Origin of the sequence: Roseomonas sp. USHLN139 (assembly GCF_037145735.1) — a bacterium.
Taxonomy (GTDB): Bacteria; Pseudomonadota; Alphaproteobacteria; order Acetobacterales; family Acetobacteraceae; genus Pseudoroseomonas.
This window is the reverse complement of sequence record NZ_JBBCWY010000001.1, coordinates 65,600-81,690: the sequence shown is the minus strand read 5'-3', so window position 1 is coordinate 81,690 and position 16,091 is coordinate 65,600. Positions and strand designations below refer to the sequence as shown.

The following is a 16,091-nucleotide window of genomic DNA, read 5'->3' as shown; positions in this document are numbered from 1 at the left end:
TCTGGCCTTGGCGGCCTTGGCCGGGAGGCTAGCCCCGGGGCGCCAGCCATTCAATATGCCGAACGCCATTCAACCATGTAAAATCATGGACGGACGGTTAGCCGCTGGCCCCCTCGACGCGGCCGCCCGCCAGGGCCAGGATCGGCCGCTTTCGCAGACGGATGCGCCGCATGAACCTGACCCGCCCCGAGGCCGTCGGCCTCTGCCCGCAGCGCCTGGCCCGCATCGCCGACTGGGCGGATGGCTGGGTGGCCAGCGGCCGCCTGCCCGGGATCACCACGCTGGTGGCCCGCCGTGGCCAGGTGGCGCATCTGCACAGCACCGGGCTCGCCGATGTGGCGCGCGGCACGGCGATGACGCCGGAGACGGTGCTGCGCATCTATTCGATGACCAAGCCGCTCACCAGCCTGGCGCTGCTGATGCTCTACGAGGAAGGGCGCTTCCAGCTCGACGACGCCATCACCCGCTTCCTGCCGGAATTCCGCGACATGCGGGTCGCCGTCGGCGGCGCCCGCGGCAAGGTCGAGACGGTGCCGGCGATCCGCGACATCACCTTCCGCGACCTGCTGACGCATACCTCGGGCCTGACCTATGGCTTCATGCAGTCGACCCTGGTGGACGGGCTGTATCGCGACCACGGCGTCGACTTCCAGACCGCCGAGGCCAGCCTGGCCGAGGTGGTGGGCCGCCTGGCCGGGCTGCCGCTGATCGCCCAGCCCGGCACGGCCTGGAACTACAGCGTCTCCACCGATGTCATCGGCCACCTGGTCGCCGTCATCTCCGGCCAGCCTTTCGACGCCTTCCTGCGCGAGCGCGTCCTCCGCCCGCTCGGCATGATGGAGACCGACTTCCACGTCACCGAGGCGCAGCGCCCGCGCTTCGCCGCCAACTACACCCGCTCGCCCGAGGGCGGGCTGACGCTGATCGACGACCCCGCCAGCAGCCGCTTCCTCACCCCGCCCAAGGTCTGCTCCGGCGGCGGCGGGCTGGTCTCGACGGTCGGCGACTACTGGCGCTTCTGCCAGCTGATGCTGAACCGTGGCGTGCTGGACGGCACCCGCCTGCTCGGCCGCAAGACGGTGGCGCTGATGACCGCCAACCACCTGAACGGCGACATGGCCGCCATGGGCCAGGCCCGCTGGTCGGAATCGACCGCCGAGGGCATCGGCTTCGGCCTGGGCTTCTCGGTGATGCTGAACCCGGCCCGCGCCCAGATCACCGGCACGCCGGGCGAATTCGCCTGGGGCGGCGCCGCGTCCACCGCCTTCTGGATCGACCCGGCCGAGGAGATGGCGGTGATCCTGCTGACGCAGATGACGCCCTCCTCGACCTATCCGATCCGGCGGGAGCTGCGGGTGCTGAGCTATGCGGCGGTGGTGGACTGAATAGAGTCCCGCCTCTGTCCCCGTAGCGCCCACTGACGGCGGGGTCCGGGGTGACCCTGTCACCCCGGCGGGGTCCAGGGGCGGAGCCCCTGGCGCTGGCCTTTCCCTGCCCTAAGATTGCTTGTCTCCGCTCCCAAGGGCCCGTCATGACCGAAGCGTCTCCGCGTTACCTTCTGCTGACCGGCGCCAGCCGCGGCATCGGCCATGCCACGGTGAAGCTGTTCGGCGAGCGGGGCTGGCGGGTGCTGACCGTCTCGCGCCAGCCTTTCGACCTGGCCTGTCCCTGGCCGGGCGCGCAGGACGGGCATATCCAGGCCGACCTGGCCGAGATCGACAACATCGACCGGCTGGCGGCCGAGGTGCGGGCGCGGCTGCCGGGCGGGCAGCTGCATGCGCTGGTCAACAATGCCGGCATCTCGCCGAAGGGTCCGGGCGGCACCCGGCTCGGCGTGCGCGAGAGCGATGCCGAGACCTGGACCCGGGTGCTGAACGTCAACCTGGTCTCCACCGCGCTGCTGGCCCGTGCCCTGCTGCCGGAGCTGGAGGCGGCCAGGGGCGCCATCGTCAACGTCACCTCGATCGCCGGGTCGCGCGTGCATCCCTTCGCCGGCGTCGCCTATGCCGCCTCGAAGGCGGCGCTGGCCGCGCTGACCCGCGAATTCGCCCATGAATTCGGCCCGCTCGGGGTGCGCGCCAATGCGATCGCGCCAGGCGAGATCGCCACCTCGATCCTCTCGCCCGGCACCGACGCGCTGGTGCAGGAGCTGGTGCCGATGGGCCGCCTCGGCGACCCGCGGGAGGTGGCGGAGACCATCCACTATCTCTGCAGCGAGGCCAGCTCCTACATCAACGGCTCGGAAATCCACATCAATGGCGGCCAGCATGTCTGATGTGGCGCCGCAACATTGGCGTTCGCGGGGTGTTTTCCGGTAAGGCTGCGGCACAACCTGCCTGATCTCGGCTTTCCTGTGGGACTACCAGCATCGTGACGCATGACGACCCCCTCGCCCCCGCCCATCCGGCGGAAGCGGCCATCCTGGCCTCGGGCCTGCGGGTCGAGCCGCGCGAGATGCCGCAGCTGACCCGCCTGGTCGCCCGCCGCCTGCCGGCGGACCGCGACGCGGTGGCCGACGCGCTGTGCCAGGTGCGGCGCAAGGCCTGGGCCTCGGCGGCGATGGCGCTCGCCAACCGCGCCGGCCAGGTCTGGGTGCGCCGCGCCGAGGCCGATGCCGCCGCCGCCAGCCTGACCGATCCCGATGCCGGCGAGGCCGAGCTGCGCGCCGCGCTGGACGCCGCCGTCCAGGCCCGCCTGCGCCAGGCCGCGCCGCGCCCCGGCGCCGCGCTGGAAATCGTCGAGGCCGAGCTGCAGGACATCACCGGCAGCACCCTCTCGGCCGAGCGGCATGCCGCCCTGGCCCAGGCCGTCGCCCGCGCGCACGGCCTGGACGCCACCGAGACCGACCGCTTCGCCCGCGCCGCCGCCCATGTCGAGGAGCGCCGCCGCCAGGATTTCCGCCAGGCCGAGAAGGCCGCGCGCGAGAAGCGCCGCGAGGAGGTCGCCCGCCTCCGCGCCTGGGAAAAGAGCCTGGTCGGCATCGAGGCGATCCCGGGCCTGCTGCGCTGCTCGGAGCGCGAGGCGCTGCGCTGGGCCGGCGCCGGGCTGCTGCCGGTGGCGCGCCGCATCCCCGGCCCCGGCGGCCGCGAGCGCTGGGAATTCGACCCGGCCGAGATCACCGCGCTGCGCCGCGACGTCGCCGGCTGGCGCGCCCAGGCCGAGCGCGACCCGCGCGACGCCGGCAAGCAGAGCCCGCGCGCCGCCCGCGCCGCCGAGGAAGCCGCCGGCCGTGGCGGCAAGGCGGCCAATGCCGCGGTCGCCCGCGCCGCCGCGCTCGACCGCTATGCCGCGCATTTCGCGACGGCCCGCGCGCTGATCCGCCGCATCATCCTGGTCACCGGCCCGACCAACAGCGGCAAGAGCCATACCGCGCTCGACCGCCTGGCCGCCGCGGAAAGCGGCTTCGCGCTCGCCCCGCTGCGGCTGCTGGCGCATGAGTTCCGCGACGCGCTGGCCGCGCGCGGCGTCGAGGCCGCGCTGTCGACCGGCGAGGAGCGCATCCTGGCGCCCGGCAGCCGCCATCTGGCCGCCACCGTCGAGATGTGCCCCTTCCACATGCCGGTCGATGTCGCGATCATCGACGAGGCGCAGCTGCTGCACGACCGCGACCGCGGCGCCGCCTGGACCGCCGCGCTAATGGGCGTGCCCGCGCGCGAGGTCTATGTGCTGGGCGCGCCGGAATGCGTGCCCATGGTCAAGCGCATCGCCCAGCTCTGCGGCGACGAGGTCGAGGAGATCACGCTCGAGCGCAAGGGCCCGCTGCATGCCTCGACCAAGCCGCTGCATGCCGGCGAGCTGAAGACCGGCGACGCGCTGGTCGCCTTCTCGCGCCGCGACGTGATGGACCTGCGCGAGGGGCTGGTGGCGCGCGGCCGCCGCGTCGCCGTGGTCTATGGCGCGCTCTCGCCCGAGGTGCGGCGCGCCGAGGCCGCCCGCTTCCGCTCGGGCGATGCCGACATCCTGGTCGCCACCGACGCCATCGGCATGGGGCTGAACCTGCCGATCCGCCGGGTCATCTTCTCGACGCTGCGCAAGTTCGACGGCGAGGAACGGCGCGAGCTGAACAGCCAGGAAGTGAAGCAGATCGGCGGCCGCGCCGGACGCTTCGGCCATCACGAGGGCGGCGTGGTCGCGGTGCTGGCCGGCGCCGGCGATCCGGGCTTCATCAAGGCGATGATGGAGGCGCCGCCGGCGCCGCCGGCCGAGCTGCGGCCGCAGGTGCAGCCGGATGCCGACATCATCGCCGCCGTCGCCGCCGAGATCGGCTCCGACAGCCTGTTCGGCGTGCTGGCACGGATCAAGCGCGCGGTGCTGCGCAAGGACGATCCGAACTACCGCCTCGCCGACCTGACGCAGCAGATGGCCATCGCCTCGGCGATCGACGGCGTCGCTGGCCTGTCGCTGATGGACCGCTGGACCTATGCCATGTGCCCGGTGGACGAGCGCGACAACGGCATCACCCGCCTCGCCCGCTGGGCCGTCGACCATGGCGGCGGGCGCGCGGTGCGGCCGCCGCTGGCCGGCCGCCTGCCGCCGCCGGACCGCGCCTCGGGCGAGGAGCTGCAGCGCTGCGAGAAGGTGCACAAGCGCTTGGTCGCCTGGCGCTGGCTGGCGCTGCGCTTCCCCCAGGCCTATCCGGACCTGGTCGAGGCGGAAAACGAGACCGAGCGCCTCGACAGCTGGATCGAGGACGTGCTGCGCCAGCAGCGCCGCGCCCGCCGCGCCGCCTGAGGATTTTTCCCCAGCCTTATCAGAATATTAGATAATACAGCGCAAAATGTAGCAGTGCCTACATTTTGCGCTGTGGCTTGGCCGATGCTAGAGGCGGCGGCACTGCACCGGGAGCGCGGCATGGACCAGGACGAGGCGGAGATGACGGAGGCGCAGGAAGCCGCGCGGCATGCCTCCGCGCGCACCGCCCGTGCCAGCGCCCTGATGCAGGATTATGTCGAGCTGATCGACGACCTGCTGAGCAGCACCGGCGAGGCCCGCCCGACCGACATCGCCCGCCGCCTGGGCGTGTCGCATGCGACCGCCATCAAGACCATCGCCCGGCTGAAGCGCGAGGGGCTGGCCCATTCCAAGCCCTATCGCGGCGTCTTCCTGACCACCGCCGGCCATGCCCTGGCCAACGAGGTCCGCGCCCGACACCGCGTCGTCGTCGATGTGCTGAAAGCCCTGGGCGTGCCGCCCGAAGTGGCCGAGATCGACGCGGAAGGCATCGAGCACCATGTCTCCGATGCGACCCTGGCCGCTTTCGAGAAGTTCCTGGGCAGGGGCTGAAAGAATGGGGGCTCCGCCCCCAAACCCCCGCCGGGGTGACAGGGTCACCCCGGACCCCGCCATCTATTTATGAAGGTGGGGGCCTGGGGGCATTCAATGCCCCCAGACTCTTCCTTCACCCCGCGGCCAGCGCCTTCGCGAACACCGCCGGATCGACATTCCCCCCCGACAGCACGATCCCGATGGTCCGCCCCTGGGCGGGGATCTTACCGGCCAGCACCGCCGCCAGGGCGACGGCCCCGCCCGGCTCCACCACCACCTTCAGCGCCTCGAAGGCGAAGCGCATGGCGCGGAACACCTCCTCCGGGGTGACGGCGACGCCACCGGCCAGGCGCGGCTGGTTGACCGCGAAGGTCAGCTCGCCCGGGCGCATCGACAGCAGCGCGTCGCACAGGTTCAGCCCCTTGCCGTCATTGGCCAGGCGCTCGCCGGCGGCCAGCGAGCGCGCGGTGTCGTCCCAGCCTTCCGGCTCGACGGCCCAGACCTCGGTCCCCGGCGAGGCGCCTTCGACCGCCAGGGCGCAGCCGGCGATCAGCCCGCCGCCGCCGGTGCAGACCGCCAGCGCGTCCAGGCTGTGGCCGGCGGCGCGGGCGTCCTCGATCAGCTCCAGCGCCAGGCTGCCCTGGCCAGCGATGACATGCGGGTGGTCGAAGGGCGGCAGCACGGTGGCGCCACGCTCGGCGGCCAGCTGCGCGGCCAGGGCCTCGCGGTCGGTGTTGTGGCGATCGAAGAAGGTGATCTCGGCGCCCCAGCGGCGGGTGCTCTCGACCTTGATGCTCGGCGCGTCCTGCGGCATGGCGATCAGCGCCCGCACCCCCTCGGCGGCCGAGGCGGCGGCGATGGCCTGGCCGTGATTGCCCGAGGAATGGGTGACCACCCCGCCCTGGCGCTGCGCCGCGTCCAGCTGCAGGACGGCGTTGGTGGCGCCGCGGAACTTGAAGCTGCCGGTGCGCTGCAGCGGCTCGGGCTTCACCAGCACGGTGCCGCCGGTCAGCTGGTCGAGCAGCGGGTGGCGCAGCATCGGCGTGCGCACGACGCGGCCGGCCAGGCGCCGGGCGGCGGCCTCGACATCGGCAGGGGTGGGAAGCGGCAGCGGACTGATCGCATTCATGGTCGGGCGGGCCTTCAGGCGGGGACGGTCTGGAAACGGCGGGGATCGACCAGGGCGGCGACGGGCGCCAGCTCTCCGGGGTCGCTGTCGTTGACAAGGGCGGCGAGCAGCCGGCCCTGGGCGGGCGCGGTCTGGATGCCGTAGCCGCCCTGGCCGATCATCTGGAAGAAGCCGGGCGCGCCGGAGGGGCCGATCGCCATCGAGCGGTCGGGCAGGAAGCTGCGCAACCCGGCCCAGCGGTGCTCGACGCGGCGGATGGCGATGTCCATCGCCTGGGTCAGGCGGTCCACCGCGATGGCGATGTCGAGCTCGTCGGGCTGGGCATCGCCGGGCTCGCAGTCGGTCTCGTCGGCCGGCGAGAGCATCAGCCGCGTCGCCGCCTCGGGCCGCGCGTACCAGCTGGCGCCGATATCGCCGACCAGCGGCCAGGCGCTGACCGGCCAGGGCGAGGGATCGACGATCAGCGCGGTGCGCCGCTTCGGCTGCAGCCCGAGCTTGGGCAGCCCGGCCATCGCCGTCACCGCATCACCCCAGGCGCCGGCAGCATTCACCAGGATCGGCGCCGCAAAGCTTTCTCCCGCCTCGGTCTCGACCTGCCAGAGCCCGTCGCGGCGCTCGATGCGGGCAGCACGCTGATTGGGCAGCACCACGGCCCCCGCCGCGCGGGCCATGCGCAAAAAACCCTGGTGCAGGCTGGCGACATCGATATCCAGCACGACGCTTTCCAGCGCCGCCGCCGCGGCATAGCCGGGGCGCAGGGCGGGCACGATCCTGCGGGCGTCTTCCGGCGAGATCGCCTGGAAATCCGCGGTGGCGGCGATGGCGGCTTCCAGTTCGGCGACCTGGTCCGGCGGCGCCAGATGCAGCGCGCGGCGCGGCGTGGTCAGCGGCACCTCGGCGAAGCCGGGCGGCGGCGCGGTCAGGAAGCCGTGCGAGGCGCGGGTCAGGGCGCGGCTGTCGGCATGTCCCCAGTTCGGCTCCCACAGCGCGGCGGAGCGGCCGGTGCTGTGCAGGCCCGGCCGTTCCTCGGCCTCCAGCAGGGCGACGCGGCGGGTGGGGGCCAGATGGGCGGCGGCGCTGGCGCCCGCCATGCCGGCGCCGATGACCAGCGCCTCGAAGATGGGCTTCTGCATGGCGCGGCATCCTGGGCCGGGCATGAAAACCCCGCAAGTGTCCCGGGCCGCCGCCAACAATGATTGCCAGCCCCCCACGGCAATGCCTAACCTCGGCCTCGCAACGAGTGGCCGCAAAGGCCCGGCGGCATCAAGCCGCCCGTGCGAGGAGGTTTCGGAATGGAAGGCAAAGGGATTCCCGGGGGGATTCCCCGGCGCACGCTGCTGCGCGCATCCGCGATCGGCGCGGCCGCCTCGGCGCTGCCCCTGGTCAACGTGCATGGCCAGACGTCCGGCGGCAAGCTGGCGCTCGGCCTGTGGGACCACTGGGTCCCGGCCGGCAACGACGCCATGCGCAAGATCGTCACCGAATGGGGCCAGAAGAACCGGGTTGAGATCCAGCTGGATTTCATCACCTCGGTCGGCAACAAGAACCTGCTGACGATCGCCGCCGAGTCGCAGGCGCGGCAGGGCCATGACATGCTCTCCTTCCCGACCTGGGAGGTGCATGCCCAGGCCGAGAAGCTCGAGCCGCTCGACGACATCATGGGCCGGCTGAGCCAGAAATACGGCGCGCTGAACCCGATCGTCGAATATCTCGGCAAGGTGCAGGGCAAGTGGCGCGCGGTGCCGGCCATCTCGGGCAGCCAGAACAAGCCGGCGCTCGGCCGCATCGACCTGCTGAAGCAGCATGCCGGCATCGACATCCAGGAGATGTTCCCGGCCAATGCCAATCCGGGCAGCAAGGCGGCCGACTGGAACTGGGACACCTTCCTGCGCGCCGCCGAGGCCTGCCAGAAGGCCGGCGTCCCCTTCGGCCTGCCGGCCGGCCAGTTCACCGACGCCACCGACTGGATCGGCAGCCTGTTCCGCTCCTTCGGCGCCGAGCTGGTGAACAGCAAGGGCGACATCACCGCCAAGAGCGACGGCGTCCGCCGCGTGCTGGAATACAGCCAGAAGCTCTTCGCCTTCCTGCCGAACGACGTCTTCTCCTGGGACGACGCCTCGAACAACCGGGCGCTGATCTCCGGCAAGTCGGCGCTGATCTTCAACCCGCCCTCGGCCTGGGCGGTGGCCAAGCGCGACGCGCCGCAGGTGGCCGAGCAGTGCTGGACCTTCCCGGCGCCGGCCGGCGCGCAGGGGCGCTTCACCCCCTACCTGCCGTATTTCTGGGGCGTCTGGAGCTTCAGCCGCAACAAGGGCGCGGCCAAGGCGCTGGTCGAGTTCCTCAGCGAGCGCGAGCAGGCGGCCGCCATGGTCGCCGCCAGCAACGGCTACGACATCCCGCCCTTCACCAGCATGACCGACTTCGACACCTGGGAGAAGGAAGGCCCGCCGACCGGCGTGGTCTACAACTACCCGGTCAAGCCGCACCACAAGGCGGAGCAGTTCATCGCCTGCTACCCGGCGCCGCCGGAGATCGCGGTGCAGATGTACAACCAGGGCATCCAGGCGAAGATGATTGCCCGCGTCGTGCAGAACAAGGAGCCGGTCGACCGCGCCATCGCCTGGGCGGAGCGGGAGCTGGAAGGCTTCAAGCGCGGCTGAGCGCCGCCACCGGCAGTCCGATCGGGCGCCGTCGCCGGGGCTGAGGCCCGGTGGCGGCGCCTGCCCCTTCTCCCGCAACCGCGAGGGAGTCTGGCATGTCCCAAGGCACGCTCTCCACCCCAGCCGGCGCCGAGACCACCGGCCAGCCGATGCTGCGCCGGCTGGCGCGGCGCAATTCCACCGTGGCTTTCCTGCTGACCCTGCCGCTGATCCTGCTCATCTTGGGACTGGTGGTCTATCCCTTCTTCTACGCCGTCTACCTGTCGATGCTGAACCGGCGGATGACCCGCTTCATCGGCTGGGAGAATTTCACCTTCCTGCTGTCGCGCGAGACCTTCTGGAACGTCGTCTTCCAGTCGGTGCTCTTCGCTGTCTCGGCGGTGCTGCTGAAGGCCTTCATCGGCTTCGTCCTCGCCCATGTGCTGCACGCCCTGCCGTCGAAGGGCCAGCGCAAGTGGCGCGGCATGCTGCTGGTGCCCTGGGTGATCCCGCCGGCGATCTCGACGCTGGCCTGGTGGTGGCTGTTCGATCCCTCCTATTCCGCCTTCAACTGGGCGCTGATGGGGATCGGCGTCGATCCGGTGCCCTGGCTCGGCCAGACCGGCTGGGCGCGCTTCTCGGTGATCCTGGTCAATGTCTGGTACGGCTCGCCCTTCTTCATGATCATGTATCTGGCGGCACTGAAATCGGTGCCCGACCAGCTCTACGAGGCGGCGGCGATCGACGGCGCGACGGGGTGGCAGAAGCTGCGGCATGTCACCTTCCCGATGATGCGCAACGTCATCTCGATCACCGTGCTGTTCAGCCTGATCGTCACCTTCGCCAATTTCGACATCGTCCGCATCCTGACCAATGGCGGGCCGCAGGACACCACGCATGTCTTCGCCACCTATGCCTTCCAGGTCGGCATCCAGTCGGGCGACATCCCGCTCGGCGCCTCGGTCAGCCTGTTCATGTTCCCGCTGCTGGCGATCTTCGCCATCTTCACCCTGCGCGGGGTGAACAAGCGCTCGAAGGAGATGGCGTGATGAGCAGCACCACCGCCTCCGCCCCTGCCGCCCCCGAGGCGCGGCAGGGCAGCCTGCGGCGCGAGCGGCGCTGGGCGCTGATCGGCGCCTATATCGCCCTGGCCGTCTTCGTCGTCTTCTTCATGACGCCGCCCTTCCACATGCTGGTGACCAGCCTGAAGGGCTCGGCCGAGATCGCCGACCTCTCGGGCAATCCCTGGATGGTCGCCAGCCCGACGCTGCAGAACTACTGGGAGCTGCTGACCCAGGGGAACTACCTGATCCATTTCCGCAACTCGGTGATGGTCACGGTGATCACGGTGATCGTCAGCATGGTGATCTCGGTGATGGCGGCCTTCGCGCTGGCCCGCATGAAGTTCTGGGGCAGCAGCACGCTGGCCACCGGCGTCTTCCTGACCTACCTGGTGCCGGAGACGCTGCTGTTCATCCCGATGTTCCAGATCATCGGCGCGCTCGGCCTGTACAACAATCTCTGGGCCATGGTGCTGATCTTCCCGACGCTGACCGTGCCCTTCTGCACCTGGATCATGATCGGCTACTTCGCTTCCATTCCAAAGGAACTGGACGAGGCCGCGCTGATCGACGGCGCCAGCCACCTGCAGATGCTCTGGAAGATCTTCATTCCCGTGGCGCTGCCGGGAATCCTCGCCGCCATGATCTTCGCCTTCACGGTGAGCTGGGCGGCCTTCATCTATCCGATCGCCTTCCTGGTCAGCTCGGACCAGATGGTGCTGACCGTCGGCATCGTCTCCGACCTGATCCGGGCGGACACCTTCCAGTGGGGCAAGATCATGGCCGGCGCGCTGATGGCGGCGCTGCCGCCGCTGCTCGTCTATGCGTTCCTCATGGATTACTACATCGCCGGCCTGACCGCCGGCGCGACCAAGGGCTGAGGGAGAAACACGAGAATGGCGCAGGTAACGCTCCGCAAGGTCGTGAAAGCCTATGAAGGCGGTGTGCAGGCGGTGAAGGGCATCGACCTGGATATCGCCGACCATGAATTCGTCGTGCTCGTCGGCCCCTCCGGCTGCGGCAAGTCGACCACGCTGCGCATGATCGCCGGGCTGGAAGAGATCTCCGATGGCGAGATCTCGATCGGCGGCAAGGTCATCAACGACGTGCCGCCGCGCGATCGCGACATCGCCATGGTGTTCCAGAACTACGCGCTCTATCCGCACATGACGGTCTTCGACAACATGGCCTTCGGGCTGATGCTGCGGAAGTTCGACAAGGCGGAGATCAAGCGCCGCGTCGACAATGCCGCGCGCATCCTCGACATCGAGCCGCTGCTGGCGCGCAAGCCGAAGGCCCTGTCCGGCGGCCAGCGCCAGCGCGTCGCCATGGGCCGCGCCATCGTGCGCGACCCCAAGGTCTTCCTGTTCGATGAGCCGCTGTCGAACCTCGACGCCAAGCTGCGCGTGCAGATGCGCACCGAGATCAAGAAGGTGCACCAGACGGTGCGCACCACCACCATCTACGTCACCCATGACCAGGTTGAGGCGATGACGCTGGCCGACCGCGTCGTGGTGATGAATGGCGGCATCATCGAGCAGGTCGGCCCGCCGCAGGAGCTCTACCACAACCCGCGCACCCGCTTCGTCGCCGGCTTCATCGGCAGCCCGGCGATGAACTTCATCCCCGGCCGGCTGGAGAACGGCGCCGGCGCCCTGCGCGTCCACCTGCCGAACGACATCGTCCTCGATGTCCCGGCGGAGCGGACCGCGCGCTATGCCGGGCAGGCCGGCCGCGAGATCCTGTTCGGCATCCGCCCCGAACATCTGACCGAGGCCAAGAACCTCGACCGCCCGAATGTCGCGCAGCTGGTCGCGACGCCGGAGGTCACCGAACCCATGGGCATGGAGACACTGGTGCATTTCAAGCTGCTCGGCGCCGAGATCTGCGGCCGCGTCGACCCCTCCGCCCCGGCCGCGCCGGGACAGCCGCTGAGCATGGCGGTCGACCTCAACCATATGCATCTCCTCGAGCCGCAGTCGGGGCGCGTCCTTTGAGCGCGTCGGACAAGATTGCCTGGGTCACCGGCGCCGGCACCGGCATCGGCCGTGCCGTCGCCCAGTCGCTGGCCGCCGCCGGCTGGCGCCTGGCGCTGACCGGCCGGCGCGAGGCGCCGCTCCGGGAGACCGCGGCGCTGCTGCCCGACGGCGCCCTGGTGGTGCCGGCCGACCTGACCGACCAGGCCTCGATCGAGGCGGCGGTCAGGAAGATCGAGGCCGAGCTCGGCCCGGTCGACATGCTGGTCAACAATGCCGGCACCAACGTACCGCGCCGGCACTGGCACCAGCTCTCGCCGGCCGACGTGCACACCCTGGTGCAGGGCAACCTGACCGCGCCCTTCCTGACCAGCCTGGCCGTGCTGCCGGGCATGAAGGCGCGCGGCGGCGGGCTGATCGTGCAGATCGCCTCGATGGCCGGCAAGGGCACCTCGGCCGTCTCCGGCCCCGGCTACAGCGCCGCCAAGACCGGCTTCGTCGCCATGTCGGCGGCGCTGAACGCCGAGAACGGCATCCACAACATCCGCAGCACCTGCATCTGCCCGGGCGAGGTGGTCACCCCGATCCTCGACTTCCGCCCCGAGCCGGTGCCGGAGGTCGAGCGCGCCCGCATGCTGCAGCCGGAGGACATCGCCGCCGCGGTGATGTTCGTCGCCACCCTGCCGGACCGCGTCTGCATCAACGAGATCCTGGTGACCCCCACCTGGAACCGTTTCCAGGCGCCACTGGCCCAGAAGGTCGCGGCCATGGCCTGAAGGCGGCCGCAGCCGGCCGGTGGCCGGCCGAAGGCCGCACCCTGCCCCGGAAGCGGCCCCGCTTCCGGGGAAATTCCTGCCGCGAGGACTTGCCACGCCGCGCCGCCGCGCCATGCTGGCGGGACCAAGAAAGCAAAGCAGGAAACGCCTATGACCCCGGTGCTGGTCCCCGCCCCGCAGCTCGAAGCCCTGGTGCGCGACATCTTCGTGGCCTCCGGCGGCAGCCAGGAGGAAGCGGCGGGCATCGCCCATCACCTGCTCGGCGCCAACCTGGCCGGGCATGACAGCCACGGCGTCGTCCGCGTCCCCCGCTATGTCGAATGGCTGCAGGCCGGCCATGTCTTCCTCGGCCGCTCGGCCAAACTGGTCACCGATGGCGGCGCCTTCGCCCTGCTGGATGCCGAATTCGGCTTCGGCCAGACGGTGGCCGCCGAGGCCACCCGCCTCGGCATCGCCCGCGCGCAGCAGCATGGCGCCGCGGTGATCGCCCTGCGCAATGCCGGCCATGTCGGCCGCATCGGCCACTATGCCGAGATGGCGCTGGCCGAGGGGCTGCTCTCGATCCACCTGGTGAATGTCGCCGGCTCCACCCTGGTCGCGCCCTTCGGCGGCGTCGAGCGGCGCTTCTCCACCGCCCCCATCGCCATCGGCGCGCCGCTGGACGGAAGGCCGATCGTGCTCGACTTCGCCACCTCCCGCGTCGCCGAGGGCAAGGTCCTGGTCGCCTCCAACGGCGGCAAGAAGCTGCCGGAGGATTCGCTGATCGGCCCGGATGGCGAGCTCACCGGCGACCCGCACATGCTCTATGGCGAATACGAGAAGATCGGGCCGCGCAACGCCGCCGGCGGGCTCGGCGCCATCCGCGCCTTTGGCGACCACAAGGGCTCGGGCCTCGCACTGATGTGCGAGCTGCTGGCCGGCGCCTTCACCGCCGGCGGCTGCGCCGGCCCGGTCAAGCAGCGCGGCCGGATCGCCAATGGCATGCTGTCGATCTACCTCTCGCCCGCGCATTTCGGCACGGCGGAGGAATTCCAGCGGATCGGCCGCGACTATGTCGAATGGGTGGCCGCCTCGCGCCCGGCCGACCCGGCCCAGCCCGTGCTGCTGCCCGGCGAGCCGGAGGCCGCCACCCGCGCCGCCCGGCTGGCCGAGGGCGTGCCGCTGCAGCCCGACACCTGGACCAATATCCTGCAGACCGCCGAGCGGCTCGGGGTTGCGGTTCCGGCCTGACGCCACAGCTGACGGGGGATGGACGCATCCCCCGCCGCGCTTCGGCGCAATCCCGCCATTTTCGCGTGAAGAATGGCGTCTGTGACCGTCCTGCTCCCCCTCCGCCCCACCCTGCATGAGCGGCCCGGCCTGCGCCGCGCCGCTTTCCTGCTGCTCTGCCTGGCGATTGCGCTGGGCCTGGCCGGCCTGGCCTGGCGGGTCTTCGCCCCCGGCGGCTGGACGGGCTGGGAGGTGGCGGCGATGGCCGCCTGGCTCGGCACCCTGCCCTGGACCTGCCTCTGCGCCGGCAATGCCCTGGTCGGCTTCCTGCTGGGAATGGCGCGGCGCGACCCCGTGGCCGGGCTGGTGCCGAGCTGGCAGCGCCACCCGGTGCTGCCGCCGCGCGCCCGCACAGCCCTCGCCGTCTGCCTGCGCAACGAGAGCATGGCGGCGGTGCTGCCGCCGCTGGCGCGCCTGCTGGACGGGCTGGAGGCGACGCTGGGCGCTGGCCCGGCCGGGCGCGGCTTCACCCTCTGGCTGCTCTCCGACACCCAGGACCCGGCGGCGGCCGCGGCCGAGGAAGCCGCCATCGCCCGCTTCGCCGCGCAGCGCCGCACCCAGGGCATGGCCCAGGGGATGACCCAGGGCCAGGCCGGCGGCATCGCCATCCGCTACCGCCGCCGCGCCGAGAACACCGGCTTCAAGGCCGGCAATGTCATGGATTTCCTCGACGGTGCCGGCCGGGAATTCGATTTCTTCCTCTGCCTCGACGCCGATTCGGAGATGTCGGCCGCCGCCGTGCTGCGCCTGGTCGCCACCATGCAGGCCGATCCGAAGCTCGCCATCCTGCAGCAGCTGATCACCGGCCGCCCGGCCGAGAGCGCCTTCACCCGGCTGTTCCAGTTCGGCATGCGCGCCGGCATGCGCAGCTGGGCCACCGGCCAGGCCTGGTGGCAGCTCGACCAGGGCCCCTATTGGGGCCACAACGCGCTGATCCGCGTCGCCCCCTTCCGCGAGCATGCCCGGCTGGCGCCGCTGCCCGACGGCCGCGCCATCCTCAGCCACGACCAGATCGAGGCGGTGCGCCTGCACGCCGCCGGCTGGAAGGTGCGCTGCGTCCCCGAGGAGGAAGGCAGCCAGGAAGGCAACCCGCCCAGCCTGCCCGACTTCCTGCTGCGCGACCGCCGCTGGGGCGCCGGCAACATGCAGTATTTTTCTCTGCTGCGCCTGCCGGGGCTCACGGCGATGGGCCGCTGGCAGCTGGTGCAGGCGATCCTGCTGTTCCTGTCGGCGCCGCTCTGGCTGCTGGTGCTGCTAGCCGGCATCGGCAATGCCCTGACCGGCGGCGGCGAGGCCACCCCCGCCGGCCCCCTGGCCGCGCTGCTGCTGGCCAACTGGTCTGCGATCCATGCGCCAAAACTGCTGAGCTACCTGGCCCTGCTGCTGCAGCCGCGCCGCGCCGCGCCCTATGGCGGCGCCATGGCGGTGGCCCGCGGCGCCGCGGCCGAGATCCTGTTCACCACCCTGCTCGACCCGGTCAGCCTGGCCAGCAAGGCGATCTTCCTGGCCGGCCTGGCCTGCGGCCGCCGCATCGGCTGGGCGCCGCAGAACCGCGACGCGCATGGCCTGGCCTGGCGCGACGCCGCCCGCCTGCTCTGGCCCGAGACGCTGCTCGGCGTGGCCGGTCTCGGCGCGCTGGCCCTGGCCGGCGGCACCGCCTGGGCCTGGGGCCTGCCCTTCCTGGCGCCCCTCGTGCTCGCCGTGCCCTTCGCCGTGCTGACCGCCTCGCCGGCCTTCGCGCGCTGGATGCAGGCTGCCCGGCTCTGCGCGACGCCCGAGGAACTGGCGCCTGTCCCTGCGCAGCAGGCCGTGAGAGAGCCAGCATTGGCGGCAGGGTAAGGGTCAAGGTCGGGGGAATGAATTTCCCCGCGCAAACGTATACGTTTGCGCCCTTCTTCTTTCTGATCACCGGCCATTCAGGAACTTGCGCCTCACTGGCACCCACACCAGGGCATCGCGGCGGGACGCCACATACA

At 71.2% G+C, this 16,091-nt stretch carries 13 protein-coding genes; 11 read left to right on the top strand and 2 right to left on the bottom strand.

From position 1 onward, the window contains the following. Positions 1-170: 170 nt before the first annotated feature. The 4 genes from WFI16_RS00425 (at position 171) to mntR (ending at position 5,283) form a co-directional block, all read left to right on the top strand. Entirely contained in the window at positions 171-1,385 is a 1,215-nt protein-coding gene (locus WFI16_RS00425) for a serine hydrolase domain-containing protein (protein WP_419895818.1), read from the top strand. A gap of 146 nt (positions 1,386-1,531) precedes the next feature. Further along, positions 1,532-2,275 (top strand): SDR family NAD(P)-dependent oxidoreductase, encoded by a 744-nt coding sequence (locus WFI16_RS00420; protein ID WP_419895817.1) that lies wholly within the window; start codon positions 1,532-1,534, stop codon positions 2,273-2,275. A 95-nt stretch (positions 2,276-2,370) separates the two neighbouring features. After that, positions 2,371-4,731 carry a helicase-related protein gene (locus WFI16_RS00415; protein WP_419895816.1) on the top strand — a complete coding sequence of 787 codons (2,361 nt, stop codon included), beginning with the start codon at positions 2,371-2,373 and terminating at the stop codon, positions 4,729-4,731. Positions 4,732-4,851: 120 nt separating this feature from the next. Beyond that, positions 4,852-5,283, top strand: a complete 432-nt coding sequence (gene mntR, locus WFI16_RS00410) for a manganese-binding transcriptional regulator MntR (protein ID WP_419895815.1) — start codon at positions 4,852-4,854, stop codon at positions 5,281-5,283. A 115-nt stretch (positions 5,284-5,398) separates the two neighbouring features. Here the strand turns inward: mntR and WFI16_RS00405 are convergent, their stop codons facing one another. Then, positions 5,399-6,394 (bottom strand): threonine ammonia-lyase, encoded by a 996-nt coding sequence (locus tag WFI16_RS00405; protein ID WP_419895814.1) that lies wholly within the window; start codon positions 6,392-6,394, stop codon positions 5,399-5,401. 14 nt (positions 6,395-6,408) lie between these two features. After that, complete coding sequence (locus tag WFI16_RS00400; protein ID WP_419895813.1) at positions 6,409-7,527, bottom strand: NAD(P)/FAD-dependent oxidoreductase; 1,119 nt, start codon at positions 7,525-7,527, stop codon at positions 6,409-6,411. Between the two features lie 159 nt (positions 7,528-7,686). Between WFI16_RS00400 and WFI16_RS00395 the strand changes: the two genes are divergently transcribed. The 7 genes from WFI16_RS00395 to mdoH all read left to right on the top strand — a co-directional run bounded on the left by WFI16_RS00395 (position 7,687) and on the right by mdoH (position 15,954). Then, a complete protein-coding gene (locus WFI16_RS00395) occupies positions 7,687-9,054 on the top strand; it encodes an ABC transporter substrate-binding protein (protein ID WP_419895812.1) in 1,368 nt (455 codons plus the stop codon). 95 nt (positions 9,055-9,149) lie between these two features. Beyond that, complete coding sequence (locus WFI16_RS00390) at positions 9,150-10,082, top strand: carbohydrate ABC transporter permease (protein WP_419895811.1); 933 nt, start codon at positions 9,150-9,152, stop codon at positions 10,080-10,082. Continuing rightward, positions 10,082-10,975, top strand: a complete 894-nt coding sequence (locus WFI16_RS00385) for a carbohydrate ABC transporter permease (protein ID WP_419895810.1) — start codon at positions 10,082-10,084, stop codon at positions 10,973-10,975. The genes WFI16_RS00390 and WFI16_RS00385 overlap by 1 nt, the downstream gene beginning before the upstream one ends. A 15-nt stretch (positions 10,976-10,990) precedes the next feature. Continuing rightward, positions 10,991-12,091 (top strand): ABC transporter ATP-binding protein, encoded by a 1,101-nt coding sequence (locus tag WFI16_RS00380; RefSeq protein WP_419895809.1) that lies wholly within the window; start codon positions 10,991-10,993, stop codon positions 12,089-12,091. Then, positions 12,088-12,846 (top strand): SDR family oxidoreductase, encoded by a 759-nt coding sequence (locus WFI16_RS00375; protein WP_419895808.1) that lies wholly within the window; start codon positions 12,088-12,090, stop codon positions 12,844-12,846. The genes WFI16_RS00380 and WFI16_RS00375 overlap by 4 nt, the downstream gene beginning before the upstream one ends. Before the next feature lie 150 nt (positions 12,847-12,996). Continuing rightward, the gene (locus WFI16_RS00370) at positions 12,997-14,076 is read left to right on the top strand and encodes a malate/lactate/ureidoglycolate dehydrogenase (protein WP_419895807.1); all 1,080 of its coding nucleotides are present in this window, start codon (positions 12,997-12,999) and stop codon (positions 14,074-14,076) included. 81 nt (positions 14,077-14,157) lie between these two features. Then, positions 14,158-15,954, top strand: coding sequence for a glucans biosynthesis glucosyltransferase MdoH (gene mdoH, locus WFI16_RS00365; RefSeq protein ID WP_419895806.1), 1,797 nt, complete (start codon positions 14,158-14,160; stop codon positions 15,952-15,954). Positions 15,955-16,091 lie beyond the last annotated feature (137 nt).